Source organism: Listeria monocytogenes ATCC 19117 (assembly GCF_000307025.1).
In the GTDB taxonomy this organism is placed as follows: domain Bacteria; phylum Bacillota; class Bacilli; order Lactobacillales; family Listeriaceae; genus Listeria; species Listeria monocytogenes_B.
The window spans coordinates 1,980,673-2,007,368 of sequence record NC_018584.1 but is presented as its reverse complement, the minus strand read 5'-3'; the positions used below and the strand labels follow the sequence as shown (position 1 = coordinate 2,007,368).

The 26,696-nt window shown below is 39.2% G+C and carries 25 protein-coding genes; 21 read left to right on the top strand and 4 right to left on the bottom strand.

Annotation, left to right across the window (positions count from 1 at the left end):
• Positions 1-325: 325 nt before the first annotated feature.
• The 21 genes from rpsA (at position 326) to LMOATCC19117_RS09815 (ending at position 20,678) form a co-directional block, all read left to right on the top strand.
• Entirely contained in the window at positions 326-1,471 is a 1,146-nt protein-coding gene (rpsA, locus tag LMOATCC19117_RS09915; RefSeq protein ID WP_003727995.1) for a 30S ribosomal protein S1, read from the top strand.
• Positions 1,472-1,614: 143 nt separating this feature from the next.
• Positions 1,615-2,925, top strand: a complete 1,311-nt coding sequence (der, locus tag LMOATCC19117_RS09910; RefSeq protein WP_003727996.1) for a ribosome biogenesis GTPase Der — start codon at positions 1,615-1,617, stop codon at positions 2,923-2,925.
• 22 nt (positions 2,926-2,947) lie between these two features.
• Entirely contained in the window at positions 2,948-3,964 is a 1,017-nt protein-coding gene (locus LMOATCC19117_RS09905) for an NAD(P)H-dependent glycerol-3-phosphate dehydrogenase (RefSeq protein ID WP_003726833.1), read from the top strand.
• Positions 3,965-4,066: 102 nt separating this feature from the next.
• Positions 4,067-5,047, top strand: coding sequence for a tyrosine-protein phosphatase (locus LMOATCC19117_RS09900; protein WP_003734415.1), 981 nt, complete (start codon positions 4,067-4,069; stop codon positions 5,045-5,047).
• A gap of 410 nt (positions 5,048-5,457) precedes the next feature.
• On the top strand, positions 5,458-5,733 hold the full coding sequence (locus LMOATCC19117_RS09895) for an HU family DNA-binding protein (protein WP_003720260.1): 276 nt from the start codon (positions 5,458-5,460) through the stop codon (positions 5,731-5,733).
• Positions 5,734-5,968: 235 nt separating this feature from the next.
• Positions 5,969-6,538, top strand: coding sequence for a GTP cyclohydrolase I FolE (gene folE / locus LMOATCC19117_RS09890; RefSeq protein WP_003727998.1), 570 nt, complete (start codon positions 5,969-5,971; stop codon positions 6,536-6,538).
• Between the two features lie 56 nt (positions 6,539-6,594).
• Positions 6,595-7,362 carry a heptaprenyl diphosphate synthase component 1 gene (locus LMOATCC19117_RS09885; RefSeq protein ID WP_003734416.1) on the top strand — a complete coding sequence of 256 codons (768 nt, stop codon included), beginning with the start codon at positions 6,595-6,597 and terminating at the stop codon, positions 7,360-7,362.
• Between the two features lie 22 nt (positions 7,363-7,384).
• Entirely contained in the window at positions 7,385-8,098 is a 714-nt protein-coding gene (gene menG / locus LMOATCC19117_RS09880; RefSeq protein ID WP_003726790.1) for a demethylmenaquinone methyltransferase, read from the top strand.
• Positions 8,099-8,108: 10 nt separating this feature from the next.
• Entirely contained in the window at positions 8,109-9,074 is a 966-nt protein-coding gene (gene hepT, locus LMOATCC19117_RS09875; protein WP_003734417.1) for a heptaprenyl diphosphate synthase component II, read from the top strand.
• A gap of 18 nt (positions 9,075-9,092) precedes the next feature.
• Positions 9,093-9,536 carry a nucleoside-diphosphate kinase gene (gene ndk, locus LMOATCC19117_RS09870; protein ID WP_003727999.1) on the top strand — a complete coding sequence of 148 codons (444 nt, stop codon included), beginning with the start codon at positions 9,093-9,095 and terminating at the stop codon, positions 9,534-9,536.
• A gap of 203 nt (positions 9,537-9,739) precedes the next feature.
• Complete coding sequence (gene aroC, locus LMOATCC19117_RS09865; RefSeq protein ID WP_003734418.1) at positions 9,740-10,906, top strand: chorismate synthase; 1,167 nt, start codon at positions 9,740-9,742, stop codon at positions 10,904-10,906.
• Between the two features lie 2 nt (positions 10,907-10,908).
• Positions 10,909-12,006: a 3-dehydroquinate synthase gene (aroB, locus tag LMOATCC19117_RS09860; protein ID WP_003734419.1), complete on the top strand. Its 1,098-nt coding sequence runs from the start codon at positions 10,909-10,911 to the stop codon at positions 12,004-12,006.
• Positions 12,003-12,377: a chorismate mutase gene (gene aroH, locus LMOATCC19117_RS09855; protein ID WP_003726522.1), complete on the top strand. Its 375-nt coding sequence runs from the start codon at positions 12,003-12,005 to the stop codon at positions 12,375-12,377. The genes aroB and aroH overlap by 4 nt, the downstream gene beginning before the upstream one ends.
• Positions 12,377-13,459 carry a histidinol-phosphate transaminase gene (hisC, locus tag LMOATCC19117_RS09850; RefSeq protein ID WP_003726521.1) on the top strand — a complete coding sequence of 361 codons (1,083 nt, stop codon included), beginning with the start codon at positions 12,377-12,379 and terminating at the stop codon, positions 13,457-13,459. Before aroH ends, hisC begins: the two co-directional genes overlap by 1 nt.
• A gap of 20 nt (positions 13,460-13,479) precedes the next feature.
• Positions 13,480-14,583, top strand: coding sequence for a prephenate dehydrogenase (locus tag LMOATCC19117_RS09845; RefSeq protein WP_003734420.1), 1,104 nt, complete (start codon positions 13,480-13,482; stop codon positions 14,581-14,583).
• Between the two features lie 13 nt (positions 14,584-14,596).
• On the top strand, positions 14,597-15,883 hold the full coding sequence (gene aroA, locus LMOATCC19117_RS09840; protein ID WP_003726519.1) for a 3-phosphoshikimate 1-carboxyvinyltransferase: 1,287 nt from the start codon (positions 14,597-14,599) through the stop codon (positions 15,881-15,883).
• Between the two features lie 131 nt (positions 15,884-16,014).
• Complete coding sequence (locus tag LMOATCC19117_RS09835) at positions 16,015-17,268, top strand: tetratricopeptide repeat protein (protein WP_003726518.1); 1,254 nt, start codon at positions 16,015-16,017, stop codon at positions 17,266-17,268.
• Between the two features lie 35 nt (positions 17,269-17,303).
• Positions 17,304-17,849 carry a proteolytic degradation factor ReoY gene (gene reoY, locus LMOATCC19117_RS09830; protein ID WP_003726517.1) on the top strand — a complete coding sequence of 182 codons (546 nt, stop codon included), beginning with the start codon at positions 17,304-17,306 and terminating at the stop codon, positions 17,847-17,849.
• An 87-nt stretch (positions 17,850-17,936) separates the two neighbouring features.
• A complete protein-coding gene (locus LMOATCC19117_RS09825; protein WP_003726516.1) occupies positions 17,937-18,533 on the top strand; it encodes a DUF1405 domain-containing protein in 597 nt (198 codons plus the stop codon).
• An 86-nt stretch (positions 18,534-18,619) separates the two neighbouring features.
• Positions 18,620-19,303, top strand: a complete 684-nt coding sequence (locus tag LMOATCC19117_RS09820; RefSeq protein ID WP_003726515.1) for a zinc metallopeptidase — start codon at positions 18,620-18,622, stop codon at positions 19,301-19,303.
• A 109-nt stretch (positions 19,304-19,412) separates the two neighbouring features.
• A complete protein-coding gene (locus tag LMOATCC19117_RS09815) occupies positions 19,413-20,678 on the top strand; it encodes an NAD(P)/FAD-dependent oxidoreductase (RefSeq protein ID WP_003728005.1) in 1,266 nt (421 codons plus the stop codon).
• 48 nt (positions 20,679-20,726) lie between these two features.
• Here LMOATCC19117_RS09815 and pflB read toward each other — a convergent pair whose 3' ends face one another.
• The 4 genes from pflB to LMOATCC19117_RS09795 all read right to left on the bottom strand — a co-directional run bounded on the left by pflB (position 20,727) and on the right by LMOATCC19117_RS09795 (position 26,686).
• On the bottom strand, positions 20,727-23,006 hold the full coding sequence (pflB, locus tag LMOATCC19117_RS09810) for a formate C-acetyltransferase (protein WP_003723027.1): 2,280 nt from the start codon (positions 23,004-23,006) through the stop codon (positions 20,727-20,729).
• A gap of 232 nt (positions 23,007-23,238) precedes the next feature.
• Positions 23,239-24,246, bottom strand: a complete 1,008-nt coding sequence (locus tag LMOATCC19117_RS09805; protein ID WP_003726322.1) for a serine hydrolase domain-containing protein — start codon at positions 24,244-24,246, stop codon at positions 23,239-23,241.
• Positions 24,247-24,248: 2 nt separating this feature from the next.
• Complete coding sequence (locus tag LMOATCC19117_RS09800; protein WP_003726321.1) at positions 24,249-25,892, bottom strand: NAD-dependent malic enzyme; 1,644 nt, start codon at positions 25,890-25,892, stop codon at positions 24,249-24,251.
• 110 nt (positions 25,893-26,002) lie between these two features.
• Positions 26,003-26,686, bottom strand: coding sequence for an EAL domain-containing protein (locus tag LMOATCC19117_RS09795; protein ID WP_003726320.1), 684 nt, complete (start codon positions 26,684-26,686; stop codon positions 26,003-26,005).
• Positions 26,687-26,696: the final 10 nt, after the last annotated feature.

Here is a 26,696-nt window from a genome sequence, read left to right as displayed (position 1 = left end):
AATGTAGCACTTTTTTAATTTAACCGTGAAAGGCTAAACAAACGAAGCGATTTCACGCCCTGTAGGCTTTTCCAACCCCTTAAAAGAGCTTGACAAATGTCTGGATTTGTAGGATGTTATAAGAGAGATTTTTTACTTTGTGAAAAGTATCTTGAAAGGATTTTCTAGCTGGAAGATCAGTTTTACAGAAGGTGTATTTGATATTTTTCTTTATTTAATCGGAATTTGCCTATCTAGGAAAACTAGTCAAGCAGATGAAGCAAGCGTGAAGGTTGCTTCTGAATTAGAAATTCCTAAAATTCGACTAACGAATGGAGGGCTACACATGTCTGAAGATTTATTTGATGTGGAAGTTAGAAATTTTGAAGAAGGAGACAAAGTCACTGGCACAGTTACAAGCGTGGAAGATAAACAAGTTTATGTTGGTATTCCAGGTAGCAAACTTGATGGTGTCGTTCCAATAAGTGAACTTTCCAATATACATGTGGAGACAGCTTCTGACGTTGTGAGCGTTGGCGACACACTTGATTTGATTGTCACTAAAGTAGAAGACGATATACTTGTTTTATCTAAACGAAAAGTGGATGCAGAAAAAGCATCTGATGATATTAAAGCTAAATTCGAATCTGGTGAAGTTTTTGAAGCAGTAGTCAGTGATGTTGTTAAAGGTGGATTAGTTGTCGACCTAGGTGTTCGTGCGTTCGTTCCAGCTTCTTTAGTGGAAGACCATTTTGTGGAAGATTTCGCAGATTACAAAGGAACTACTCTTACTTTCAAAGTAGTAGAATTTGAACCAGAAAATAACCGAGTGATTTTAAGCCATCGTGCAGTTGTGGAAACAGAAAAAGCTAGTCAAAAGCAAGCGCTACTGAGCGAAATCAAAGAAGGCGACGTGATTGAAGGTACTGTTCAACGTTTAGCTAATTTTGGTGCATTCGTTGATATTGGTGGCGTGGACGGATTAGTTCACATCTCACAAATTTCTTATAAACATATTGCAACACCACAAGAAGCGTTAGAAGAAGGTCAAAAAGTAACGGTTAAAGTTATTGGGATTGATCCTGAAAATGAACGTATTTCTCTTTCTATTAAAGCGACTTTACCTGGACCTTGGGACGGCATTGCCGAAAAAGCGCCAGTTGGTTCTGTTTTAGAAGGAAAAGTAGTACGCCTAGTTACTTTTGGTGCATTTGTGGAAATATTCCCAGGAGTAGAAGGTTTGGTTCATATTTCTCAAATTTCTCATGAACATATTGGGACACCACAAGAAGTCCTTTCAGAAGGGCAAACAGTAGAAGTGAAAGTACTTGAAGTAAATGAAGCAGACAAACGTTTATCATTAAGCATTAAAGAATTAAAAGATGCTCCAGTTGAAGAAGCTGATTATGAACTTCCAGAAGAAAACACTGGATTCCAAATGAGCGATTTAATTGGTGATAAATTAAAAGGTCTTCAAAACGACGATAAATAATTGTACGCAAAAGAGCCTAGGGAGACTGTTCCCATGGGCTCTTTTTCTTTTTCAAATCGAACTTTTCATTGCCAGTAAGCTGTTTTACTGATAAACTAAAGAAAGTTTGATAAATAGGATTCGAGAAAAAAGAAGGTGAAATAATGGCAAAACCAGTTGTAGCGATTGTCGGACGTCCAAACGTTGGCAAATCGACTATTTTTAACAGAATCGTTGGTGAACGTGTTTCCATAGTGGAAGATGTTCCCGGTGTGACACGTGACCGCATATATAATTCAGCGGAATGGCTTGGAAAAGAATTTAACATTATTGATACAGGTGGTATTGATCTTTCCGATGAACCATTCTTAGAGCAAATTCGCGCACAAGCGGAAATCGCAATTGATGAAGCAGACGTAATTATTTTTATTACCAATGGTCGTGAAGGGGTTACCGATGCAGACGAACAAGTAGCAAAAATTCTTTACCGGTCTAATAAACCAATTGTTTTAGCGATTAATAAAGTAGATAACCCAGAAATGCGAGATCAAATTTATGACTTTTATTCTCTTGGGTTTGGTGAACCGTATCCAATTTCTGGTTCACATGGGCTAGGGCTTGGCGACATGCTTGATGCTGTTCGGGCTCATTTTCCAAAAGAAGAAGAGGAAGAATATCCAGACGATACAGTGAAATTTAGTTTGATTGGTCGACCAAATGTTGGTAAATCTTCTATTTTAAATGCACTGCTTGGAGAAGATCGTGTTATTGTTTCTGATATTGCGGGTACAACTCGTGATGCAATTGATACAACTTATACTTTCGATGGCCAAGATTATGTCATGATTGATACAGCCGGAATGAGAAAACGTGGGAAAGTGTATGAAAGCACAGAGAAATATAGTGTTTTACGTGCAATGAGAGCAATTGAACGCTCAGACGTTGTTCTTGTGGTTATCAACGCAGAAGAAGGTATTCGTGAGCAAGATAAACGAATTGCTGGATATGCGCATGATGCCGGACGTGCGATTATTATTGTAGTAAACAAATGGGATGCAATTAACAAAGATGAAAAAACAATTAACGTATGGACGGAAGATATTCGGGAGCAATTCCAATTCTTAAGCTATGCACCAATTGTCTTTGTATCTGCGAAAACAAAACAACGCTTAAATAACCTATTCCCACTTATTAATCAAGTAAGCGATAACCATTCATTACGTGTACAATCAAGTATGCTGAATGATGTTATTAGTGATGCCGTTGCAATGAACCCATCACCTATGGATAAAGGTAAACGACTGAAGATTTTCTATACAACACAAGTGGCTGTAAAACCACCGACGTTTGTTGTATTTGTTAATGATCCAGAACTAATGCATTTCTCGTATGAACGTTTCTTAGAAAACCGGATTAGAGAGGCATTTCCGTTTGAGGGTACGCCAATTCGAGTGATTGCTCGTAAGCGTAAGTAAAGTTTTCGGGAGGAAAAATATAATGACACAGAAAAAAGTAGCTATTCTTGGCGCTGGAAGTTGGGGAACAGGTCTTGCACTTGTCCTAGCTGATAATAATCATCAACCAGTTATTTGGGGAAACTTAGATAAAATTGTGAATGAAATTAACGAATCGCACACGAATAGTCACTATTTGCCAGATATTATTTTACCAACTGAGGTAAAAGCGACATTGTCACTTGATGAAGCTATTGATGGTGCAGAAATTGTCGTAATTGCTATTCCAACAAATGCGATGCGAATCGTTTGTAAGCAGTTAAATGAAGCGCTAAAAGAACCAACCATTTTAGTGCATGTGAGTAAAGGTATTGAACCAGAAACAAATCTTCGAATGTCCGAAGTGATTGAAGACGAAATAGATGCGTCCAAACGTAAAGCGCTTGTTGTTCTTTCTGGACCAAGTCATGCGGAAGAAGTTGCGCTTCGTCATCCGACAACACTTTGTGCGAGCTGTAAAGATTTATCAGCTGCAGAAATTGTTCAAGATCGTTTCATCAATAATAATTTGCGTATTTATACGAATGATGATGTGATTGGTGCAGAAATTGGTGGCGCGCTGAAAAATATTATCGCACTAGGTGCAGGAATTTCTGACGGCCTTGGTTATGGCGATAATGCTAAAGCGGCACTAATGACTCGCGGGATGGCAGAAATCACTCGTCTCGGTGTTGCTGTTGGCTCTAATCCGCAAACATTTTACGGATTGACAGGTATTGGTGACTTAATCGTTACTTGTACTAGTGTGCATTCACGTAATTGGCGTGCTGGTAATATGCTAGGTAAAGGCGAGAATTTAGATGAAGTATTAGAAAAAATGGGCATGGTCGTTGAAGGTGTTCGAACAGCTAAAGCAGTACATGGTTGGGCGAAAAAACTAGATATTGATATGCCAATTACCGAATCGATTTACGCGATTTTATTCGAAAATAAAGATGCTCGCGAAGCAGTTGATTTATTAATGGGTCGCGAAAAAAAGATCGAAAAAGAATCATTTTAATAGAAAGAGTCAGAATGGGCTATCCGCTTATTTTGGCTCTTTTTTTATGAAATATGCTAAAATGTAGCAGAAGAGCCAAATAATAAAAAGTAGGTGGATAATATGGAAGTTACTCGTACAGATAAAGCCGTAACACTAACTTGGAACAAAGAAGAAGTCAGCGAAGGCACAGTCGTTTTTGTAAGTAGTAGTCCTAAACTAGAGGATAATAGTGATCCTGTTTTCAAAGTAACAAATGATGTTGATCACTATTCATATGACACAAAGGATATTCCTATTTATTTCTTTTTAGAGACACCAAACGGAGATAGAACCACTGTTTCAGAACGAATTTTGCCACTTGAAAGTGTATTCAATTTTCGAGATATGGGCGGTTATGCATCCAAAAACGGCAAGCATGTAAAATGGGGTAAGTTATATCGCTCTTCTAATTTAGTGAATATTAATGAGAACGATGCAGCTTTGCTTCAAAAACTACATATTAAATGGATTTGTGATTTGCGCAGTAGTTCGGAAGTACAAGCACAACCTACGCCTGCAATTGAAGGTGTGCTAAATAAACATATTCCTATTGGTACTGCCAAAAATGAAGAAACAAAGCTACCGGTAACAAATGATACAACTATTTATGAACCGCTGATGGGTGAAAGCTACCGCGTGTTTGTGCAATCAGTGGAAGGCTTTAGAGAAATTTTTACAGAAGTATTAGAAGATGCAAAAGCTGGATTGCCGTTCGTTTTCCATTGCACTGCAGGAAAAGACCGTACAGGCGTCCTAGGGGCATTATTACTAACATTGTTAGATGTACCAGAAAAAACGATTTTCGGCGATTACGCCATCACTAATCGCTACCAGGACGACATTTTACAAGAAATGGGAGGAATCGTGGCGCTCTTTTCGAATGGAACCGAAAAAATTGATTTAGAAACGTTCAGGCCAATGGCAGAAGCTCGTCCTGAATATTTGGAAATTGCCTTTGATGAAATGAAAAAACAATATGGCTCAGTAGCTAATTATTTAGAAAAAGGAATTGGAATTACTGCGGCAGAAAAAGCAGCTTTCCAAAAAGAAATGTTAGAATAAAACTAGGCTCAGAAACCTAGAGTTTTCAGGTAATAGACGCAAATTTACCCATATTTTTATGAAAAAAGAACTATTTTAGCTAATTGTGGTGGTATCGCTTGCTATTCTAAGGCTTCCAAGTTAGTATTATGGATAACAGGTTGATACTATCACGTTTTCAAGCATTTAAAGAAAATATTTGTGATTGAAAATGTTAAGAAACGGTGTCAGTTTGGCATTATTCCTTGCAGTTGTAGGGATTATGTGATAATCTTTTATCAGAATTACTGTTAAGGCTTGTAGTTAAGCCATTTCAGTCATGATTCTCCTTAGATTTCCAAATTGATTTTTGTTTTTGGAAAAAAAGAGAAATACAGGTATATCTTGTACCTGCTTATTTTGTAGTATTCTGTGAAGGAGGTGAAAACACAATGGCAAATAAAACTGATTTAGTAAATAGCGTTGCTGAACTAGCTGATCTTTCTAAAAAAGACGCAGCGAAAGCAGTAGAAGCTGTATTCGAAACTATTCAAACTTCTTTATCTAAAGGTGAAAAAGTTCAATTAATCGGATTTGGTAACTTTGAAGTACGTGAACGTGCTGCCCGTAAAGGTCGTAACCCTCGTACTAAAGAAGAAATCGACATCCCTGCAAGTAAAGTACCAGCTTTCAAACCTGGTAAAGCGCTTAAAGAAGCTGTTAAATAAGCTACATAGACTTTTAAGCACTAACTCTAGTCTGGCCTTAATTTTATAATTAAGCTAGGCTAGTTTTTTTATGCCCATTTTTAGTGGTTTTCTGTTTTAGAAATAGGGAATATACTTACGAAAGCAAAAAAACCCCTATTATTATCACTTATTCAAGCAAATTAAATTTACCTTGAAGTTTGGCTGTGTTAAGATATACAAGGTATATAATGCTAAAAAGATAGGGGAATTAAGGATGGAGCAAATAGACAAGCAAAAGATTGCTGACGCGGTAAAAGTTATTTTAGAAGCAGTAGGAGAAAATCCAGAACGTGAAGGACTGATTGATACACCAATGCGAGTAGCTCGTATGTATGAAGAAGTTTTCGCTGGGCTGAAAAAAGATCCTTCTGTTCATTTCGATACTATTTTTGAAGAACAACATGAAGAATTAGTACTTGTGAAAGACATTCGCTTTTCGTCTATGTGTGAACATCACCTTGTCCCTTTTTTTGGAGTAGCTCATGTAGCATACTTACCACAAAATGGAAGAGTTGCTGGTCTTAGTAAACTTGCTCGCGTAGTGGATGATGTAAGTCGCCGCCCGCAGTTACAAGAACGGATTACAACGACTGTTGCAGAAATTATGATGGAAAAACTAAAACCTTTGGGTGTAATGGTCATCATGGAAGCAGAGCATATGTGCATGACTATCCGTGGTGTAAATAAACCTGGAACAAAAACAATTACAAGTGCTGTTCGTGGTGCTTTTAAAAATGACGATAAGCTTAGAAGTGAAGTTTTAGCTTTAATTAAGCATAATTAAATATCCTTTATGGTATAATTTTTTACATAATAAGGAGATTCAAAGGGGATTGTTAAATGACTTATCAGGCAAGAGAGGCTGGGCTAAAGGAAGTGGAGCAGTTGGTACATGAGCAAGCAGTCTATCAATATTTACAAGAGAATAATGAAGGCGGGCAAATGGACAAAGATCAAATGCTATTTCTTCATGAAGCGATTTCTGGCTCTGATTTGACTGATGCTTCTGCATATCGCGTCGTTAGTGCAACGCTGTACATGATTTTAGCGCATGATACACATGAAAAAATTGATGAACCAGGCGATGTTGTACAGCTAACACGTAAGGAGCAAGAGTTGACGGTTCTCGCTGGGGATTTTTATAGTGCTCTCTATTACCGCACACTTGCTGAATTAGAAATGATTCCACTGCTTCGAGCATTGCAAAGCGGGGTTCAAGAAACAAACACAGCAAAAACCAATATTTACCAGTTACATGTCGCAACAGATGAAGAGTATTTATCTCAGCTTACGTTAACAAATGCGGCTATTTTTGCCAAGTTTGCGAAGTATTTTATGAAAGATGACACATTTATCGCGCTTGGTTGTCAGTTCTTTTTGCTCAAAAGACTCCAAACAGAACTTGCTACTTACAAAGAAATTGGTGCGTCCAGATTGAAGCGGGCGTTTGATCATGGCTATTTTGCGAAGGAAGCCGTATCTAATTTTGAAAGCTGGTTAGTAGCGATTATTCGTGATGTGAAAAGTGAAGTGAAACGGTTGAAAGATAAATCAGAACCGCTTTCTAATATACTAGGAAAAAGAATCATCGAAGTTATTAACGACTGATAAATAGAAGGAGATTCGGGATATGACGGAAACTAAAGAAGAAAAAGTACATAAAGTATTTGAGAAAATTTCTCCAAGTTATGACCGAATGAATAGTGTTATTAGTTTTAAACTACATGTGAAATGGCGTAAAGAGACAATGAAGCTAATGCGTGTTCAAAAAGGGACGAATGTTCTTGATGTTTGCTGTGGAACGGCAGATTGGTCGATTATGATGGCGGAAGAAATTGGTCCTGAAGGTCATGTGACGGGGCTTGATTTTAGTGAAAATATGCTGAAGGTTGGTCGCGAAAAAGTAAAAGAAGCGGATTTGCACAATGTAGAACTTATTCATGGGAATGCAATGGAATTACCTTTTCCAGATAATAGTTTTGACTATGTGACGATTGGCTTTGGGCTTAGAAATGTACCGGATTATATGCAAGTGCTGCGAGAAATGTACCGTGTGCTAAAACCAGGTGGACAGCTGGCATGTATTGATACGTCTCAACCCAATATTCCTGGCTGGAAACAAGTGTTTAATGCTTATTTTCGCTATGTAATGCCTGTTTTCGGGAAGTTTTTTGCGAAAAGTTATAAAGAATATAGCTGGTTACAAGAATCAACGCGTGAGTTTCCAGGAATGGCTAGACTTGCGGAAATGTTTCAAGAAGCCGGATTTTCATACGTAAGATATATTTCACACAGTGGCGGCGCGAGTGCAACCCACTTTGGATTTAAAAAGAAGGAACAATAAGGTGGCAAGCATGAAACTTAACTTTTTATATGCAAATATGCAAAAAGACATTGACTCAGTTGAAAAAGAACTTAAAAAGGCCCTTTCTGGCGCAGCTGCTGAAACTACTTCTGATGCAGCACTTCATTTATTAGAGGCTGGTGGAAAACGAATTAGACCAATGTTCGTTTGCTTATCAGCAAGACTTGCTCCTAATGCAGACTTTGATGCAGTAAAAAATGCGAGTGTAGCGATTGAATTAATTCATATGGCGTCGATTGTGCATGATGATGTGGTGGATAATGCGGATTTAAGACGCGGACGCGAGACGATTAAATCGAAGTGGGGCAACCATATTGCGATGTATACCGGTGATTTTTTGTTTGCCAAATCACTGGAATATATGACAGAAATTAAAGACGTTGCTGCGCATAAAATGCTATCACATGTTACGGTGGAGCTTTCTACGGGTGAAATCGAACAATTAAAAGATAAATATAATTTTGACCAAAGTGTGCGTAATTATTTACGCCGAATTAAACGGAAAACAGCTTTACTGATAGCAGCTAGTTGCGGACTCGGTGGTGTTGTTTCTGGTCAAAGTGAAGCTGATTATCAGAAGTTATATCGTTTTGGTTATTATGTTGGCATGGCGTTTCAAATTACGGATGATGTACTTGATTTTGTTGGAACAGAAAAAGAACTCGGTAAGCCAGCTGGGGAAGATTTAAGACAAGGAAATGTGACATTGCCAGTATTCTTTGCAATGGAAGATCCTTTTCTAAAAAAACGCATCAGCCAGGTTACGGAGGAAACTCCAGCAGAAGAAATTGCTGTTTTAGTGGAAGAAGTCAAAAAAGCGGGCGCAAAACAGGCCGAAGATGTAGCAACAGTCTACTTAAAGAAAGCTGTAGAAATACTGGATTCTTTGCCGCAAGTGCCTGAATTAAAACCATTAAAACAAATCGTTCGTGTTTTAGATAAAAGAAATTATTAACGTGAGGGAGGATTCTTTATGGAACAAACTTATGTAATGGTTAAGCCGGATGGTGTAGAACGAGGACTTATTGGTGAAATTGTCACAAGAATAGAGAAAAAAGGCTTAAAAATAGTTGCTGGAAAATTAATGCAAATTGACCGCGAACTAGCAGAAAAACATTACGCGGAACATATTGGAAAATCTTTTTTCGAGGATTTAATTGGATTTATTACTTCTGGACCAGTGTTTGCGATGGTGTTAGAAGGAGACGATGCGATTGCAACAGCACGCCGAATGATGGGGAAAACAAATCCGTTAGAAGCTGACCCCGGAACAATTCGCGCTGATTATGCGGTACATACAAATCGAAATGTGATTCATGGATCGGATAGCCCAGAAAGTGCGAAACGGGAAATTCAGTTGTTTTTTGCACCGCAGGAAATTTTAAGTTATCAAAAGGCAATCGACACTTGGATTTAACATAGTATAGAGTTTAGGGAAACCTAGGCTCTTTTTTTATAGAGAAATTACCATTTCATGCGGTTTTTTGGTAAGATGAAAGAATGAAACGAAAGTATTGTTTTCTCGCGTGGCATATGTTAAGATATTACACATATACTTTAAAGCGCTAAAATATAAACGCTAGAAAATCTAGCTGAAATAGAAAAAGGAGAGATGAGCAGATGAGATACTTAACGGCAGGAGAATCACACGGACCGGGGCTTACAACAATTATTGAAGGGTTGCCAGCAGGAATGCCTTTACTAGCAGAAGATGTAAATAAAGAACTAAAAAGAAGACAAGGTGGGCATGGTCGTGGGGCACGGATGCGTATCGAAAAAGACCAAGTACAAATCACAGCAGGGATTCGTCATGGTAAAACATTAGGCGCACCTGTAGCAATGTTTGTTGAAAATAAAGACTGGAAGCATTGGGAAACGGTTATGAGCATTGAACCAGTTCCAGAAAAAAATGAAAAATCCCGTCGCGTATCCCGTCCACGTCCTGGACATGCGGACTTAGTTGGCGGTATGAAATATGGTCATAACGATATGCGTAACGTACTAGAACGTTCTAGCGCGCGCGAAACGACTGTCCGTGTGGCAGCTGGAGCAGTAGCGAAAAAATTATTGCATGAACTTGGCATTGAAGTAGCTGGTCATGTACTTGAAATTGGTGGAACTCGTGCGAACTTAACACGTGATTACGCGGTTAGCGAAATCCAAGAAACATCCGAAGCTTCTCCAGTGCGTTGTTTAGACGGCGTAGCGGCAGAAGAAATGATGCAAAAAATTGATGATGCGAAGAAAAATGGCGACACCATTGGCGGTATCGTAGAAGTTGTAGTTGGTGGTGTCCCAGCTGGACTTGGTAGCTACGTACAGTGGGACAAAAAACTAGATGCAAAAATTGCGCGTGCGATTGTAAGTATTAATGCATTTAAAGGCGCTGAATTCGGTGTCGGTTTTGAAGCTGCTAGAAAACCTGGTAGTGAAGTGATGGATGAAATTTTATGGAGTAAAGAAGATGGCTACACGAGACGTACAAATAACCTTGGTGGATTCGAAGGCGGAATGACCAATGGTATGCCAATTGTTGTTCGTGGCGTAATGAAGCCAATTCCAACATTATACAAACCACTTCAAAGTGTGGATATTGATTCAAAAGAAACGTTTAATGCAAGTGTAGAACGTTCGGATAGTTGTGCAGTACCTGCTGCAAGTGTGGTAGCTGAAGCTGTTGTCGCTTGGGAAGTTGCAGTTGCTGTGTTAGAAAAATTTGATGGTGATCGTTTTGACACACTTAAAAAACATGTGGAGGAACACCGAAACTTAACGAAGGAGTTTTAAACATGCCAGAAATTACAGTCCGTGCTAAAAGTAAAACATACCCAGTATATATTAATGAATTCGCATTAGAAGATGTCCGGGAAAAGTGGACGGAGAGCCTAGCTAAATTTTCCCACGTGTTTGTTTTGACGGACGAGCATGTGGCGGAACTTCATCAAGCAAAGCTTGACGCGGTTCTAGCTGATTTACCTGTAGTCACTTATTATGTGGCGCCAAACGGGGAAGAAGCGAAAACGTTTCGTGTATATGAAGATGTGATGACAAAATTGATTGAAACAGGTCTTGATCGTAAAGCGGTTTTAATTGCTTTTGGTGGAGGCGTTATTGGTGATTTAGGTGGTTTTGTTGCGGCTACGTATATGAGGGGCATTCCTTTTTATCAGGTGCCTACGACGGTTCTTGCGCATGATAGTGCCGTGGGTGGCAAGGTTGCGATCAATCATCCGCTTGGCAAAAACATGATTGGGAACTTTTACCAGCCAGAAGCAGTCATTTATGATACCCAGTTCTTTGCTACCTTGCCAGAACGGGAAATGCGCTCTGGTTTTGCGGAAATGATTAAACATGCGCTTATTAGCGATCAGACGTTACTACGGGCCTTAATGGATACATTTACGGAGCCGAAAGACTTTTATACGAAGGATTTGACGCCGTTTTTACAACGTGGGATTGAAATTAAAGCAAATATCGTTGCGCAAGATGAAACCGAGCAAGGCGTGCGCGCTTATTTGAATTTTGGTCACACATTTGGTCATGCACTTGAAGCCTACGGAAACTTTGGCAAGTGGCTGCACGGCGAGGCGATTACTTATGGGATGATTTATGCACTCACGATGAGTGAGACAATTTACGGACTGGATTTCGATTTAGCAGAATTTAAAACGTGGCTAAAACAGTTAGGCTATGATACGACATTTGATGCAACTGTTCCATTTAATAAAATACTGGAAAATATGCGTCATGATAAAAAAACAACTTTTAATGAAATAAGTATGGTTTTACTCGAAGAAATTGGAAAACCGGTTATTTTTAAAGCGGAAGATGATTTGATTTTTGAAACTTACAAACGTGTGATGCGAAATGGAGGGAATGGCATTTGAGAGCAATTCGAGGGGCAACGACAATAGAAACTAATTCACCGGAAGCAATTTATGCAGCGACGAAAGAATTATTTGAAGAAATTTTAACGCAAAATGAAATAACAGATAGTGAGCAACTAACATCCGTCATCATTACAGTGACAGAAGATATTTTTGCCGCTTTTCCAGCTAAGGCGGTGCGTGAAACACCTGGCTTTGAATATGTTCCTGTCATGGGGATGCAAGAAATTCCGGTGCCAAATTCGCTTCCAATGTGCATTCGTTTCATGGTATTCACAGATCTACATAAACCACTCGAAGCCATCAACCATGTCTACTTACGAGGAGCAAAAGTACTGCGCCCAGATTTAGTAAAAGAGGAGGATGCGTAATGAAATGGAAAAAATCACTTACAGGTCTATCTTCTTATAAACCTGGAAAACGCGAAGAAGAAGTGATGGCAGAACTTGGTTTAACGAAAATCACCAAACTATCATCTAACGAAAACCCACTGGGAACTTCTCCAAAAGTGGCGGAGCTTCAAGCCAATTCTAGTGTGGAAACAGAAATTTATCCTGATGGCTGGGCTTCTAGCTTGCGTACAGTGGTCGCTGATTTCTACCAACTGGAAGAAGAGGAACTGATTTTTACAGCTGGTGTGGATGAACTGATTGAACTGTTGACGCGGGTTTTACTGGATACGACAAAAAATACAGTGATGGCGACACCGACATTTGTGCAGTATCGTCAAAATGCGTTAATCGAAGGCGCCGAAGTAAGAGAAATTCCGCTACTTGTGGATGGTGCGCATGATTTAGATGGTATGTTGAATGCGATTGATGACAATACGACGATTGTTTGGGTTTGCAATCCGAATAACCCAACTGGGAATTACATTGATTTAGCAGATATTCAAGCGTTTTTAGATAAAGTACCAAGTGATGTACTTGTTGTTTTAGATGAAGCATATATTGAATATGTGACGCCACAGCCTGAAAAACATGAAAAACTAATTCGCACTTATAAAAATTTAATTATTACCCGGACTTTTAGTAAAATTTATGGTTTGGCAAGCGCTCGTGTTGGTTATGGTATTGCGGATAAAGCAATCATTGAGCAACTAAATATCGTTCGTCCGCCGTTTAATACAACGAGCATCGGTCAAAAATTAGCAATAGAAGCAATAAAGGATCAAGCTTTTATTGAAGCATGCCGAACTTCTAATGCAAATGGAATTAAACAATACGAAGCGTTTGCGAAACGTTTTGAGCAAGTAAAACTGTATCCAGCGAATGGCAACTTTGTTTTAATAGATTTAGGAATTGAAGCAGGAACTATTTTTAGCTACTTGGAAAAAAATGGCTATATTACGCGTTCTGGCGCGGCGCTTGGTTTTCCAACTGCTGTTCGAATTACGATCGGAAAAGAAGAGGAAAATAGTGCGGTAATTGCACTTTTAGAAAAATTATTGTAAGTGTTTGGAGGCGTTTTTGAATGAAAGGGACGGTAGTTATTGTTGGGCTTGGGTTAATTGGCGGTTCTATTGCCCTTGCGATTAAAGCCAAACACCCAGAAGCACATATCATCGGAATTGACGTTTCCTATCATTCGTTAGAAGTTGGAAAGTCTCTCGGTGTGATTGACGAAATTGGCGAAAGTATTTTAATAGATGGGCCAAAAGCAGATTTACTTGTTTTTTGTTGTCCGGTAAAAGAAACAGAACAGTTATTAACGCGTTTACCTGGGCTGCGTTTAAAGGAAAATGTGGTCGTTACAGATACAGGTAGTACAAAAGGAACCATCATGGAAGCATCCACGGCACTTAGAGAAAGTGGTATTACGTTTATTGGCGGTCATCCAATGGCTGGTTCGCATAAAAGTGGTGTCCGTGCTGCTAAAGAACTGTTGTTTGAAAATGCCTATTATTTGTTAACACCAACGAAAGATGTAGCAGAAGACAAAGTGGCTGAACTTAGGACGTGGCTGTCTGGTACGAATGCTAAGTTCTTAGTGTTATCACCAAATGAGCATGATGAAATTACTGGCATGTTGAGCCACTTACCGCATATTGTGGCGGCGGCTTTAGTGAACCAGACGCAAAGCTTTACAGAAGAACATCCTGCAGCATTTCGACTTGCGGCAGGCGGATTTCGTGATATTACACGGGTCGCTTCTTCTGATCCAAGAATGTGGACGGATATTTCTATTAGCAACCAAAAAACGTTAACGAAACAGCTGACGATTTGGCGAGACAGTATGAACGAAGCGCTTGAGATGCTTGAAAGTGAAGACGCGAGTTCTATATATGCCTTTTTTGATGGGGCAAAAGAATTTCGAGATTCACTTCCAGTTCATCAAGGTGGTGCGATTCCATCTTTTTACGATTTATTTGTCGATGTACCAGATTATCCAGGGGTAATTTCTGAAGTGACTAGGTATCTGGGCGAAGAAGAAATCAGTTTAACAAACATCAAGATTTTGGAAACACGGGAAGATATTTTCGGTGTGTTACAAATTACTTTCCAATCGGATGAAGACAGGGACCGGGCGAAACGTTGCATTGAAACAAGAAGTAACTATACATGCCATTACGAATAGGAGAGAAATGACGATGAAATTAATTACAAATAAACAAGGGCTGGTTGGCGCAATCACAGTCCCTGGAGATAAATCAATGTCCCATCGCAGCATTATGTTCGGGGCTATTGCAGAAGGAAAAACGGTCATTCGTCATTTCTTACGTGCAGATGATTGCCTTGGAACAATTAAGGCATTTAAAGCATTGGGTGTAAAAATTGAAGAAACCGAAGAAGAAATTATTGTTCACGGAACTGGTTTTGATGGGCTAAAGCAGGCAGATGGTCCACTTGATATTGGTAACTCGGGAACAACGATTCGTTTAATGATGGGCATTTTAGCTGGCCGAGATTTTGACACAGTCATTTTAGGGGATGAATCAATTGCGAAACGTCCGATGAACCGTGTCATGCTACCACTGCAACAAATGGGGGCAAAAATGCATGGCAAAGATGGCTCTGAATTTGCTCCAATTACGATAAATGGGAAGCAATCATTAAAACGCATGGAATATCATATGCCAGTTGCTAGTGCACAAGTAAAGAGCGCGATTATTTTTGCAGCTTTACAAGCAGAAGGTGAAACGATTATCCATGAAAAAGAAAAGACTCGTGATCATACGGAACACATGATTCGCCAATTTGGCGGTGAAATTGAAATGGACGGCTTAACCATTCGCGTCAAAGGTGGCCAAACATTTACCGGGCAAGAAATGACGGTTCCAGGCGATGTTTCCTCTGCTGCGTTCTTTATCGTAGCTGGCTTAATCACACCCGGCAGTGAAATTGAACTTACGCATGTTGGCTTGAACCCTACTAGAACAGGGATTTTTGATGTAGTTGAGCAAATGGGTGGAAGTTTAGTTGTCAAAGATTCTAGCAGAAGTACTGGTAAATTAGCGGGTACGGTTGTAGTTAAAACTAGCGATTTAAAAGGAACGGAAATCGGTGGCGACATTATTCCTCGTTTAATTGACGAAATTCCAGTTATCGCACTTTTAGCGACACAAGCAGAAGGAACGACGATTATTAAAGACGCTGCTGAACTAAAAGTAAAAGAAACAAACCGGATTGATGCGGTTGCGACAGAACTAAACAAAATGGGCGCAGATATTACTCCAACCGAAGACGGCTTAATTATTCGCGGGAAAACACCACTTCATGCGGCCAATGTAACAAGCTACGGGGATCACCGTATTGGCATGATGCTACAAATTGCAGCACTTCTTGTCGAGGAAGGCGATGTGGAATTAGAACGCCCAGAAGCAGTTTCTGTTTCTTACCCGACTTTCTTTGAAGATATTCGCTCACTTTTAAAATAATCACTTCTACCAGTGCTGTATGCTAATCACATCAGCGCTGGTATTTTTATTTAAGAGAGGCAATCACTTTTTCTTATGAGTGAAGTAATGGTATAATAGAAAAACGACTTATTATTAAAGAAGGTGCAGAAATGGAATTAGCTAATAAAATGTTACATGCGTTAGAGCATGAAGATATGGCGCTTGCGAAGAAATATTTTGATGAAGTAGTGCAAGCGGGAACAGATGAAGAACAATATTATTTAGCAGAAGAATTATTTACACTTGGATTCCTAGATGAAACGGAAGATTTATACGAACTTCTATTAGCAAAATACAAGGATGAGGGCGAGTTGCTTGTCCGTGCAGCTGAAGTAGCACTTGAAAAAGACGATATCGACTCTGCGCAAGACTATTTAGAAAAAGTAAACAAAGAAGATGAAGCATATATTGAAAGTTTGCTCGTATTAGCTGATTTATATCAGATGCAAGGTTTATTCGAAGTCAGTGAGCAGAAATTACTCGAAGCGAAACAAATGGCGCCAAATGAGCCGATTATTGATTTTGCACTTGGGGAATATTATTTATCGCAAGCAAGATTCGCATCCGCTGTACAGTCTTATCAAACTGCTGTAGAAGCAGGATTAACGATTATTTCGAATGGTGCGGTGTCTGTATATGAACGTATCGCTGAAGCTTTTGCTGCTAGTGGGGCATTTGAAGAAGCGTTATCTTACTATGAACGCGCGCTCGAAGATAAGGAATCGGTTGATACACTTTTCGGGATGGGTTTAACGGCTTATCAGGCAAAAGATTACACGAAAGCTATTCATGCGCTCGAACATTTGCGTGAACATGATCCCTCTTACACAACGCTCTACTCTTATTTAGCGAAAAGTTATGAGGAGAACGGCGAACCGGAAAAAGCCATTGCAGTGCTTCGGGACGGCTTAACGCAAGATGAATTTAATAAAGAAATGTTCTTAGAGGCTGGGAAGCTTGCTGTTACGCTACGTTTGCCAGAAGAAGCCGAAGAATTTTATCGTCAAGCAATTGTGCTAGATGAAGAATATTCGGAAGCAATTATGCAGTTGAACAAATTATTACTTGCGAAAGAAGACTACGAAGGGGTTATCGAATTAGTGGAAGGCCTTGGGGAAGAAGTTATTTCGGAACCACAAATTTTCTGGGACGTAAGTGTTGCATATCAGGAAACAGAACAATATAATAAAGCAAAAGCAAATTATGAACTGGCATACTCGCACTTTACAAACAATCCTACTTTCTTAAAGGAATATGGTTTATTTTTAAGGGAAGAAGGAGAGTACGCGAAATCACAAGAAGTTTTGCGTAACTATTTAGAACTAGAGCCAGAAGACACAGAGATTTTATCTTTATTTGATTAAATGCTAAAAAGAATACAGGAAGGGACTGAGGAAAGATGAAGGCATCCATTTCAATAGACGAGAAGAAAGATTTTATTCGCTGGTTTTTAAATAAACACCAGATGAAGACTAGAGAAGCAATGTGGGTTTTAAATTATATTGCTGGCCATGATCAAATTGTAAAATATGTTCATTTTGTTGATAATTTGGAAGGGTGTGCGCGTGGGCTTTCACTTAGTGCTCACGGCGTTGAATCCGAACCGTTCCTATTTTTTAAAGGTAACATTATGACGACTGATCCAGAAAAAGCATTTCATGATATTCGGTTAAATTGGGACGAAGAGTTGTATGTAGAACTTCATTTTGAAGAGGCAATGTCTTCGCCTGAATACGCACTTGTTCGTGAAGATAATCCTTTTACAGCAGTGAAGCTTGCGGATGAGGAAAAAGAAATGGCGGATGCGCTTATTTATCAATCTGTGCACCAATTTTCAAGAGAAAAAGTATTACAACAGATCGATGAGGCGCTGGATACACGTGATGAAGCTGCTTTTCATAAGTTAGTTCGAATTTTACAGCAAATGGATACGGAAAAAGAATAAGAAATAAATCCTAGTTAGTATGGAAATGATGTGAAAGATGCATCATTTCCTTGCTGTGCTAGGATTTTTTAAGGGAGCTGGGGGATATTGTTATATAGTTTACTCGCAAATCGGGCCTTTTTACGATTACTTTTCTTTGGTAATTTACTTGGAGCGATTTATGGATACATATGGTATTTACCGCAATTACAAATGACAGAGCCGCGCTTTTGGCTGTTTGTACCTGATAGCCCAACGGCGATTTTGTTCTTCACTTTGGCGCTAGTTGCTTTTCTTGGGAAAAAGCATTGGCCTTTAATGGAGGCACTAGGTTTTGTATGTTTAGTGAAGTATGGTTTATGGGCAGTTGGTATGAATATTTTTTATATGATTGACCAAGGGATGCTTGTTTGGGGCTCTGTGGCATTGATTTTGACGCATGGTTTTATGGCAGTAGAAGGAATTCTTTATGCGCCGTTTTATCGTTTTCGAATCGGGCACTTTATGATTGCAGCGGTATGGGTATTTCATAATGATGTAATTGATTATGTATTTGGCCAAATGCCGATTTATATGGGGTTAGAAAAATACTTACCGGAAATTGGTTATGCGACATTTTGGTTAACGGTATTTGTTCTATGGTTTGTATATGATAAAACGATAAAAAATAAGCACTTAACATTAGAATTTCCTCATGATGAGTGAAAGAGGTTGAGTCTTGGTGATAGTTAATTTATACTAAGAACATAAGGATATTCACCGAAAAAAAGTAGTAGGAGGAAGATGATTAAATGTCGTTTAGTCAGTATATTATTTATTTTATTATCGTCGCGGCAATTCCACTTTGGGCACAGTATCGGGTAAAAACTACCTATGCACATTATTCCAAAGTTGGTGTGGCAAATGGTTTAACTGGTGCCGAGGTTGCGCGTCATATTTTGGATACCAATGGTTTAACGAATGTTCCAGTTCATGAAACAAAAGGAATATTAAGTGACCACTACGATCCTCGAAAAAAAGCGGTTTTTCTTTCTGAAGCTAACTTCCGCGGTCGTTCTATCGCCGGGGCAGCTGTTGCAGCCCATGAAGTAGGACACGCGATTCAAGATCAGCAAGATTATGCATTTATGCGTTTTCGTTCGGCGCTTGTTCCTGTAACAATGTTTAGTTCCAATATTTCTTGGGTGTTCTTAATTATCGGAATGCTTGCAAACGTTGCTAGTTTCATGTTGCTGGGGATTATTTTGATGGCAGTGGGTGTACTTTTCCAATTAATTACGTTACCAGTTGAATTTGACGCTAGTAAACGGGCACTTGTTCAATTAGAAAGCGGCGGACTAGTCGCATCTTCAGAACTCCCACAAGCGAAAAAAGTATTAAGTGCTGCTGCAATGACTTATGTTGCTGCAATGGCCGTAGCTGTACTAGAACTTCTAAGATTGCTACTTATCTTTACGAATATGAATCGAAATTAGAATCAAAAAACCTGAGATTTTTCTTGGGTTTTTTGTTTGGTGAAAAAAGCTTGGCACTGAGCCGAATGCTTGCTATACTTAAACACGGATAAAGTAAAGGAGCGGGACAATGGATTATGATGTAATTGTTATTGGTGGCGGGCCATCTGGACTTATGGCGGCTATCAGTGCAGCAGAGAAAAATAAACGAGTACTATTAATTGAAAAAGGACCAAAATTGGGACGTAAATTAATTATGTCTGGTGGCGGACGTTGTAATGTAACGAACAGGCGACCAGCAGAAGAAATTATTAAACATATTCCTGGTAATGGTCGCTTTTTATATAGTGCGTTTCATGCCTTTGATAATGAAGATATTATTCGCTTTTTTGAAAGACTTGGCGTGGCGTTAAAAGAAGAAGACCACGGTAGAATGTTTCCTGTATCGAATAGCGCGCGTTCTGTCGCTGAGGCAATGATTCAGCGGATGGAAAAACTAGGCGTAAAAATTTACATGCAAACAGCCGTGAAACAAGTGGATTATGAGGATGGACATGTGAAAGGGGTGACGCTGAAAGACGGCCAAGAAATTTCAGCGAGTGCGGTCATTGTTGCAGTTGGCGGTAAATCTGTTCCACGGACTGGTTCGACCGGAGATGGCTATGCTTGGGCGAAAAAAGCAGGACATACCATCACAGAACTTTATCCGACAGAAGTGCCAATTACGTCTAGTGAGCCTTTTATTAAACAAAAAGTGTTACAAGGAACGTCGCTTCGTGATGTGTCCCTTTCTGTTTTAAATGCAAAAGGGAAGCCGATTATTACGCATCAAATGGATATGATTTTCACGCATTTTGGTGTGTCAGGACCAGCGGCTCTTCGTTGTAGTATGTTCGTCCTTCGAGAATTAAAGAAAACAGGCGCTAGCACGGTGAAGATGCGTCTTGATTTATTCCCGAATGTATCCGCTGCGGAACTTTCGAAAGATGTGTATAAATTGTTAGAAGAGAATCCGAAGAAAGCCTTGAAAAATTCGTTAAGTTCGCTTTTACAAGAGAAAATGTTATTGTTTTTACTTGAAAAAGCAGACTTAGATGAAACGGCTGATTATAAACAAGTAAGCCCGAAAAAAATCGAGCAGTTTATTCAGTTATTAAAAGATTTCACTTTTGAAGTGAATGGCACGCTTGATTTTGAAAAAGCGTTTGTGACAGGTGGTGGGGTTTCTGTAAAGGAAATTAAACCAAAAGAGATGCAATCGAAGTTGATGGAAGGATTATTTTTCTGCGGGGAAATACTAGATATTAATGGTTATACGGGTGGATATAATATTACTTGTGCGCTAGTGACTGGGCACACGGCAGGAGCTTATGCGGCGGAAGTTTCGAACGCATAAAAAAAGAACCAAATCTGTTATTCGCAGATTTGGTTCTTTTTTTTCTTATTAACCGATTAATTTTTCGTGGAACATTCTTTGGCAAAGTTCCATTTTTTGTTCTTCATTTAGATCTTTCGTATTTAAGCAATAACCGCTGATACGTAAGATTACTGGGATACCAGCTTTGATTTTTTCGATTACTTCATCGTGGTTAAGAACGTTTAAGTTGATGTGTTGACCACCTTTTGTAAAGTAACCATCCAGAATACCAACAAGGTTATGGTGTTGTTCTTCCGTTGTTTTACCGAACATTTTTGGAGCTCCTTGGATTGTTAAGGAGATTCCGTCATTTGCATAGTGGAATGGTAATTTAGAAAGACTAGCAAGGTTATCTAAGAAACCACCTTTTGCTTTGTTAGAAGGGTTAGCTCCTGGGCTGAAGAATTCTGGTTCTTTGACGATTTTGCCATTTTCATCAAATACAGGTCCTTTGTGCACGGGGGAGTTACCACATTGTTTTGAGTAAGCAACGTTAGAAGTGATTGTTAGAACAGAAACGGTTGCTTCACTATCTTTGTATAGTTTATGGGAGTCTAATTTGTCTTTGAACATTTTAAGAACCATTACAGCGATATCGTCGGCACGGTCATCATTTTCACCGTAACGAGGGAAGTCGCCTTCTACTTCATAGTCATATACAAAACCATCTTCGTCACGGATAGTTTTTACTTTGGCATGTTTGATGGCACTTAGGCTATCTACTACGTTAGCGAATCCACAAATACCGAAGCCCATGTTGGCTGTTACTTTAGATGGTAAGAAGGCCATTTGCATACTTTCATAGTTGTATTTATCTGTCATAAAGTGAATGATGTTCATCGCATCTACATAAGTGTCTGTTAACCAGTCCATTGATTTATCGAATTTTTCTAGTACTTCTTCGTATTCAAGGTATTCGGTTGTAATTGGTTCTACAACGTCGAATACTTGGTTTTTGTGAAGATCATCTTTACCGCCGTTGATAGCTCCAAGAAGACATTTCAGTACGTTGACACGAGCACCGAAATATTGCAGGTTATGTGTTTCGCCTTTGTCTTTGTCTGCTTCTGGGTTAAGTGGGCTAACGCAACAGCTGATACATTGCATATCGCCGTAGCCTTCTTCTTGCATTAATTTATCATTTTCGTATTGAATGGAGGAATGTTTTACACTCATTTTCATACAATATTCTTTAAAGCTTTCTGGTAAACGAGCATCCCATAGGACAGTTAAGTTTGGTTCCGCTGAGTTTCCTAGGTTATCTAAGCAGTGTAAGAAACGATAATCTGTTTTAGTCACACGATGACGACCGTCTGCGCCCATACCAGCCATTGAAGTTGTAACGAATGTTGGATTGGAAGCGTAAAGTTCGTTGTAACCATCTGTTCTTGCAAAACGAACCATTCTTAATTTAAGGGTTAATTGTTCGATTAATTCTTGTGCATCGAATTCAGTGATAATGCCTTTTTCTAAATCGCGTTGGATATAGATATCAAGGAAAATCGGAATACGACCGAATGAGCTTGCAGCACCGTTTGCTTGTTTGATAGAAGCAAGGTAGCCCATGTAAGTCCATTGTACCGCTTCTGTTGCATTTTCAGCTGGACGTCCAAGTTCTAAACCGTATTCGTTACCTAAAACGATTAAGTCTTTAAGTGCTTTGATTTGTAACCAAATTTCTTCACGTAAACGAATGTTTTCATCAGAAGAAATCGCAATTTTTTTCAAGTCTTGTTGTTTTTCTGCTATTAAACGATCCACACCGTAAAGTGCTGGTTTTTGGTACAAGCCGATGATTCTTCCGCGAGAGTATGCATCAGGAAGACCACTAACGATATGGGAGTGACGCGCACGTTTGATATCGTCTGTATATGCTCTGAAAATACCATCATTTGCTGTAGAACGATTTTTTACGTAGAAGTCATGTAATTCTTGATCAATGGAATAGCCGTTGTCTGTTAAACATTGTTCGGCTGTTCTAAGACCACCATTCGGCATAAATGCTAATTTGAATGGTTTGTCTGTTTGTAAACCAACAATAACTTCATTTTCTTGATCCACGTAACCAGCTTTGTGAGATGCAACATTGGATACGATAGCGTTATCCATATCAAGTACGCCGCCTTTTGCATCCATTTCTTCTACTAGTTTATTTATTTTTTCATTTAGTTTCGTTGTTCTTGGTGTGCTCTTTTCTAAAAAGCTTTCATCGCCATCGTAAGGAGTGTAGTTGTCTTGAACGAATTGCCCTACACTAATGTTTTCTTGCCATGCGGTTCCTTTAAAACCATCCCATGCTTTTGTCATTATAATTTCCTCCTTCAATTGTGTTCCTTTTCACTTAAAGCCAGAAACAAGTCTTTAGAATCTTTCTTCATTGAACAGCATACTCCTTTGTGAAAACGAAAACAATATAAAACCAGAAAGAAAATAAATTTCTTTTATATAACTAGAAAAGGCTTTCAACAGCTGTGTTAATACAGTTTTTATCGAAGTAGGGCGGGAGGCAAAAGGCAGAAAAAGAAGCCTAGCTAATATGCTAGACTTCCGTTGTGTTTGCAACTTCTTCTAAAAAAGTGTCGACAATGCTGTCACGTTTGTCAACGAAATTTGGGTTGGCTCGGCTTGGATGAACGCGGTTAGAAAGAACGATTAAACTGGCTTGGTGTTTCAAATCGAGCACCATAAAAGTACCGGTGAATCCGGTATGATATAAGACAGAATCACCGCGTAAATCCCAGCCTAGCCCGCGACTTCTATTGAGACCAGGGGTATGATTTATTTGCATCAGTTGCCAAGTTTTTTCAGAAAGAATTGGAGCACCGTGTTGTAGCATGAGCGCATCTCGGAATTTGGAAAGATCGCTTAGGGTGCTAAAAAGTCCGGCATGGCCTGTGCCTGATTTGGCAGTCCAAGCTTTAAAATCATGGACATCACCTTGAATTAAACCGCGCGTTTGGTCAAGTTCGGTTGGGATGACTTGTTTTTTATTTGCGGGATGAAAACTTGTATTTGTCATACTCAGGGGTTCTAAAATATTGTTTTGGATGGCTTTTTCATAATTGCCGTCCATTTTACTAATCAAATAACCGAGTAAAAGAAAATTAGCATCGGCGTATGTGACTACTGTTCCAGGAATATTAATTTGTGGCGTGGCATACACATAACGAATAACGTCCTCTCGGTTGTTCATTGAGAAGTTAGGGATATTTTGTGCAAGGCCGGAGCTATGTGTTAGTAAATGTAAAATCGTAACATTATTGTACCGGAAATCTGGTAAATACATTTGAATAGGGTCGTTTAATTGGAATCTTTGTTGTTCGATAAGTTGCAAAATACGAGTAGTCGTAGCAATTACTTTGGTCAAAGAAGCGATATCATAAATGTTTTCTGTTGTTCTTGGTAAGATTTCTGCTTCTGGAAAAACGGATTTTAATCCCATGATGTTATTTTCTTCCAGATAATTAGTTTTTATTTGATAACTAATTCCCGGAGTGGAGCCGTTTTGGACGAGTTGATCTAGTGATTGCTTCGTTTTGTAAAACATATCTAAACTCCTTTATAAATAGGTTGCCACATTTCCCGCTCGATAGCTTCGGTGACATTCGTTAATTCGACTTGATGGATGTTTTCTTTAATAGCTTGGTTAGCGACAGCGATGGCTACTGCACGCGATGTTTCGCGAAGGGTGCGCACATGTGGTAGAAGGGCTGCGCCTGCTTTGTTTGGTGAAATCTGCTCAGCGACAGCCATGGAAGCAGCAGCGAGCATACCATCTGTAATATATTTCGCACGAGTGACAAGAGCACCTAGTCCGAGCCCCGGATAGAGAAGTGCATTGTTCGCTTGACCGATTTCATAAGTAGTATGTTGATATTCTACTGGTTTGGAAGGGCTACCTGTAACAATAAGCGCTTTTCCATCTGTCCACTGAATTAAATCAGAAGCAGTTGCTTCGGCTAATTTTGTTGGATTAGAAAGTGGCAAAATCGCTGGTCGTTCTGTATACTGGGTCATTTTTTTGACGATGCTCTCTTTAAAGGCACCGGTGACACCAGAACAGCCGATTAACATTGTTGGATGAACTGCTTCCATTAAGTTTTCTAACGTATCTGTGGGCACGTTAGACCACTCAGTCGACGGATGTGCATATTTCTTTTGCCCGGTAGTTAAGTCGGTCATATTATCAAGCACTAAACCATTTCGGTCGACTAAATAAAAATGCTTTTTCGCCGATTCAAAAGGAAGACCAGTTTCACGCATCCACTGAGCACTAAGTTGATCAGCGATACCGATTCCAGCAGTTCCAGCCCCGAAAATAATAATCTTTTGCTCGCTTAATGGTATTTTGGAAACTTGGATCGTCGCAAGAACAGCAGCAACCACCATGGCCCCAGTTCCTTGAATATCATCGTTAAATGTACAAATTTTATCGCGGTAATTATGCAGAATACGACTTGCATTCGCGCGTCCAAAGTCTTCCCAGTGAAGGATGGCTTTCGGGAAAACTTCTTTCATAACATTAACAAAAGAAGCAATAAAAGCGTCATATTCACTTTCTGAAAGGCGGGGGCGTTTATTTCCTAGATATAGTGGATCGTTAAGAAGTGTTTCGTTGTTCGTTCCGGCGTCAATAACAACTGGCAGAACACGGTCTGGTGCAAGTCCAGCTGCAACCGTATAAACCGCTAATTTTCCAACAGCGATTTTCACACCATTCACACCCCAGTCGCCAATTCCAAGCACACCCTCACCATCTGTTATAACAATCATATCAATATTCGGATTATTTTTTGCGTAGTTTTTTATTGATGCGCTTAATTTTTCGGGTGCAAAGGCATCAATAAATAAGGCTTCATCCGGCGCAGTGTATTCTTTATGGTACTGGATAACTGCGTCGCCGATAGTTGGTGTATAAATAATTGGCAAATAGTCAGTCACGTTTTTTGTTACGACATAATAGTAGAGGGTGCGATTTTCATTATATAAGTTTGTTAAAAGCTGATGTTTATGTAAAGGTGTTTCTAAATTTTCTATTTGCGTCTCGATGCGCACGGCTTGTTGTTCAATTGTTTCGATAATTGGTGGCAGTAATCCGTCCAATTGATAGCTTGCTCTTTCTTCTTTTGAAAAAGCGGTTCCTTTATTTAATAATGGATTATTCATATAGTCAAAACCTGGTTTTACAGTCATTTTTCAGCACTCCTTTTTATTCTATTCTATTTTACATGGGGGAAAGAAGAATAACAACTGATTCCAAACAAAAAGAAAACCTGACAATAAGCAGATTTTCTTTTTTATTTTTAATGAAAATAATAACCTTGCGCATAGGGAATGCCGATTTCTTGAAGGAATTCTAGCTGCTCTTTTGTTTCCACTCCCTCGACAATTAAGGATTTATGATGCTTTTTAACATAATTATGAAGTTGCTCAAAGAAGATTTTTTTGCCATCGCTCTCAAATAAATCTCGTAGTAATAAGCGATCGGTTTTGACAAAATCAGAATGGTGCGCAAAAACGCGATGCAAGTCCGCATAACCGGAGCCAAAATCATCAATAGCAAATTTAGTTTCGTGTTTTTTCTGGAATTGAAGCAGTTGTTTTTCTAAGTCGTTCATTCGTTCTTGTGGTAACTTGGATGTTTCCAAAAATTCAAAAACTATTTTCCCGTTATCAAGTAGGGTATCGTGCAACTCTTCTTGATTTTCTAAAAATGTATCATACGAAATATTGACAAATAGTGGCGTGTCTCCGCTTTTGTTAAAGCGTTTCACTGCGTTATGAAGCGTGAGCAGCTCAAATGCTTTTTGCAGACCATCCTGTTCCGCTTCTTCGATAAAATCACTAATCGCATTCCAGTGATCTGTTTTTAAGCGGGTGAGTGACTCGTATCCGAAAATTTGTGTGTTTTCTACAACAACAATCGGTTCATATATTGTATCAAAGTGATTTTGATCAATAATCTCACGTACAGTGGGCTTTTTCATTTGTCCAACT

Excerpts from the sequence above, each read along its gene's own strand:
- rpsA (WP_003727995.1), top strand. The coding sequence starts at position 326 with ATGTCTGAAGATTTATTTGATGTGGAAGTTAGAAATTTTGAAGAAGGA.
- der (WP_003727996.1), top strand. The coding sequence starts at position 1,615 with ATGGCAAAACCAGTTGTAGCGATTGTCGGACGTCCAAACGTTGGCAAA.
- LMOATCC19117_RS09905 (WP_003726833.1), top strand. The coding sequence starts at position 2,948 with ATGACACAGAAAAAAGTAGCTATTCTTGGCGCTGGAAGTTGGGGAACA.
- LMOATCC19117_RS09900 (WP_003734415.1), top strand. The coding sequence starts at position 4,067 with ATGGAAGTTACTCGTACAGATAAAGCCGTAACACTAACTTGGAACAAA.
- LMOATCC19117_RS09895 (WP_003720260.1), top strand. The coding sequence starts at position 5,458 with ATGGCAAATAAAACTGATTTAGTAAATAGCGTTGCTGAACTAGCTGAT.
- folE (WP_003727998.1), top strand. The coding sequence starts at position 5,969 with ATGGAGCAAATAGACAAGCAAAAGATTGCTGACGCGGTAAAAGTTATT.
- LMOATCC19117_RS09885 (WP_003734416.1), top strand. The coding sequence starts at position 6,595 with ATGACTTATCAGGCAAGAGAGGCTGGGCTAAAGGAAGTGGAGCAGTTG.
- menG (WP_003726790.1), top strand. The coding sequence starts at position 7,385 with ATGACGGAAACTAAAGAAGAAAAAGTACATAAAGTATTTGAGAAAATT.
- hepT (WP_003734417.1), top strand. The coding sequence starts at position 8,109 with ATGAAACTTAACTTTTTATATGCAAATATGCAAAAAGACATTGACTCA.
- ndk (WP_003727999.1), top strand. The coding sequence starts at position 9,093 with ATGGAACAAACTTATGTAATGGTTAAGCCGGATGGTGTAGAACGAGGA.
- aroC (WP_003734418.1), top strand. The coding sequence starts at position 9,740 with ATGAGATACTTAACGGCAGGAGAATCACACGGACCGGGGCTTACAACA.
- aroB (WP_003734419.1), top strand. The coding sequence starts at position 10,909 with ATGCCAGAAATTACAGTCCGTGCTAAAAGTAAAACATACCCAGTATAT.
- hisC (WP_003726521.1), top strand. The coding sequence starts at position 12,377 with ATGAAATGGAAAAAATCACTTACAGGTCTATCTTCTTATAAACCTGGA.
- LMOATCC19117_RS09845 (WP_003734420.1), top strand. The coding sequence starts at position 13,480 with ATGAAAGGGACGGTAGTTATTGTTGGGCTTGGGTTAATTGGCGGTTCT.
- aroA (WP_003726519.1), top strand. The coding sequence starts at position 14,597 with ATGAAATTAATTACAAATAAACAAGGGCTGGTTGGCGCAATCACAGTC.
- LMOATCC19117_RS09835 (WP_003726518.1), top strand. The coding sequence starts at position 16,015 with ATGGAATTAGCTAATAAAATGTTACATGCGTTAGAGCATGAAGATATG.
- reoY (WP_003726517.1), top strand. The coding sequence starts at position 17,304 with ATGAAGGCATCCATTTCAATAGACGAGAAGAAAGATTTTATTCGCTGG.
- LMOATCC19117_RS09820 (WP_003726515.1), top strand. The coding sequence starts at position 18,620 with ATGTCGTTTAGTCAGTATATTATTTATTTTATTATCGTCGCGGCAATT.
- LMOATCC19117_RS09815 (WP_003728005.1), top strand. The coding sequence starts at position 19,413 with ATGGATTATGATGTAATTGTTATTGGTGGCGGGCCATCTGGACTTATG.
- pflB (WP_003723027.1), bottom strand. The coding sequence starts at position 23,006 with ATGACAAAAGCATGGGATGGTTTTAAAGGAACCGCATGGCAAGAAAAC.
- LMOATCC19117_RS09805 (WP_003726322.1), bottom strand. The coding sequence starts at position 24,246 with ATGTTTTACAAAACGAAGCAATCACTAGATCAACTCGTCCAAAACGGC.
- LMOATCC19117_RS09800 (WP_003726321.1), bottom strand. The coding sequence starts at position 25,892 with ATGACTGTAAAACCAGGTTTTGACTATATGAATAATCCATTATTAAAT.
- LMOATCC19117_RS09795 (WP_003726320.1), bottom strand. The coding sequence starts at position 26,686 with ATGAAAAAGCCCACTGTACGTGAGATTATTGATCAAAATCACTTTGAT.